Source organism: Leucobacter soli (genome assembly GCF_042659205.1).
GTDB lineage: Bacteria > Actinomycetota > Actinomycetes > Actinomycetales > Microbacteriaceae > Leucobacter > Leucobacter soli.
In genome coordinates this window covers 1-1,820 of sequence record NZ_JBHSRW010000336.1, presented here as the reverse complement: position 1 = coordinate 1,820, position 1,820 = coordinate 1, and the positions used below count along the sequence as shown (strand labels likewise).

The 1,820-nt window shown below is 71.9% G+C and carries 1 protein-coding gene and 1 pseudogene; one reads left to right on the top strand and one right to left on the bottom strand.

Translation table 11 applies throughout. The annotated features are described in order from the left end of the window. Nucleotides 1-305: pseudogene (locus ACFPZL_RS12850) on the top strand (acetyl-CoA C-acyltransferase); the annotation flags it as partial. A 10-nt stretch (nucleotides 306-315) separates the two neighbouring features. Here ACFPZL_RS12850 and ACFPZL_RS12845 read toward each other — a convergent pair. Beyond that, nucleotides 316-1,533 (bottom strand): 4-hydroxybenzoate 3-monooxygenase, encoded by a 1,218-nt coding sequence (locus ACFPZL_RS12845; RefSeq protein WP_218115106.1) that lies wholly within the window; start codon nucleotides 1,531-1,533, stop codon nucleotides 316-318. Nucleotides 1,534-1,820: the final 287 nt, after the last annotated feature.

The following is a 1,820-nucleotide window of genomic DNA, read 5'->3' as shown; positions in this document are numbered from 1 at the left end:
CGATCGCGGCGGCGCTCGCCAAGGTCGCGGGCGGCGCTGCCGCCTCCGATCTCGCCGCCGTCGAGATCAACGAGGCGTTCGCCGCGGTCGGCCTGCAGTCGACCCGAGAGCTCGGGCTCGACCCGGCGATCGTGAACGTGCACGGCGGCGCGATCGCGCTGGGCCATCCGATCGGCGCGTCGGGCGCTCGCATCGTCGGGACCCTGGCTCGTCAGCTGGCCGAGCTCGGCTCGGGATCGCTCGGTGCCGTGGGCATCTGCGGCGGTGGCGGGCAGGGCAGCGCCGTGGTGCTGCGGGCGCTGTAGTCGGATCCCGCTACAGCGCGGTCTGGTACGGCCAGCCGGTGTAGGCCTCGGCGAGGAACCGCTGCCCCGCCTCGCTCTCGACGACGGTGCGCAACTCGCCGAGCTGGCGCAGCCGGTCGAACTCGCTCGCCTCGGGTGCGAGGTGCAGCATGCTCGTCATCCACCACGAGAAGTGCTGCGACTTCCAGATGCGCTTCGCGGCGGCAGCGGCGTAGGCGTCGAGGCCGCGCTCGCTGCCGCGCAGCAGCAGCTCCTGCAGCGCCTGATCGAGCAGGATCACATCGCCGATCGCGAGGTTCATGCCCTTGGCGCCGGTCGGCGGCACCGTGTGCGCGGCGTCGCCGACGAGCGCGGCGCGGCCGTGGCGCAGCTCGTGCGACACGAAGCTGCGGAAGCGCAGCACGTCGCGCTGGAAGATCGGGCCCTCCTTCAGCTCGGTGCCGGGCGTGCGCGCCTGCAGCGTCTCCCAGATCTGCGCGTCGCTGAGCGAGTTCGGGTCGGCGTCCGGGGAGCACTGGAAGTACATGCGCTGCACGGTCTCGCTGCGCTGGCTGATCAGCGCGAAGCCATGGTCGGAGTTGCTGTAGATCAGCTCGGGTGCGCTGGGCGGGGCCTCGCACAGGATCCCGAACCACGCGAACGGGTACTCGCGGAAGTAGCCGCCCTCGCGCGACGGGCCCGTCACCGCTGGCCGCACGACGCTGCGCGAACCGTCGGCGCCGACCACGAACTCGGCCTCGATCTCGAAGGCTTCCCCCTCGGCCGTCGTGCCGGCGATGCGGGGGCGATCCGATTCGACACCCGCGACCGCGGTGACCGTGCAGCCGAAGCGCAGATCCTGCCCGGCCGCGAGGCGGGCCGCGATCAGATCGATGAGCACCTCGTGCTGCGGGTAGAGCCAGACGCTGCGGCCGGTGAGTGCTGCGAAGTCGATGCGGTGCGCCTCGGGCTCGCCCGCAGGCGAGGCGCCGTCTCCAGAGGAGAAGTGCAGCTCGATGCCGTCGTGGCGGTGCCCGACGGTGTGCACGCGGCTCGTGTCGCCGATGCTCGCGAGCAGCTCGGCGGCACCGTGCTCGACGATGCCGGCGCGGATCGTACCCTCGATCTGCTCCCTGCTGCGCTGATCGAGCACGATGCTCTCGATGCCCGCCTGTGCGAGCAGGTGCGAGAGCACGAGGCCGGCAGGCCCGGCGCCCACGATCGCGACGCGGGTGTGTTCGGTGGTCATGCGCAGCTCCTTCGCCGTCGGCGGCCCCGGTGCGGGGCGATCCTGCATCAAGTGTGCGAAGGATCGCCCCGCGCCGTCGCAATATTCCCATTCAAAGGGAAGAAAGTTCGTGCGGCCTCGTACCGGCGCGTCAACCCGACAGTAGGTGGGCGCGCGGCCGGGCGAAAAGCCCGCTTACTGCCGGGTCAACGGGGCGTCATCGCGGAGATCGGCTTCGCTGCGCGCCGCAGCGTCGCGCAGCGCCACGAGCGCCGGCTCGACCGGGGCCTCGCGCGGCAGCACGACGG

Bases quoted from the DNA above. Each gene is read 5' to 3' on its own strand.
- ACFPZL_RS12845 (WP_218115106.1), bottom strand. From the start codon at position 1,533: ATGACCACCGAACACACCCGCGTCGCGATCGTGGGCGCCGGGCCTGCC.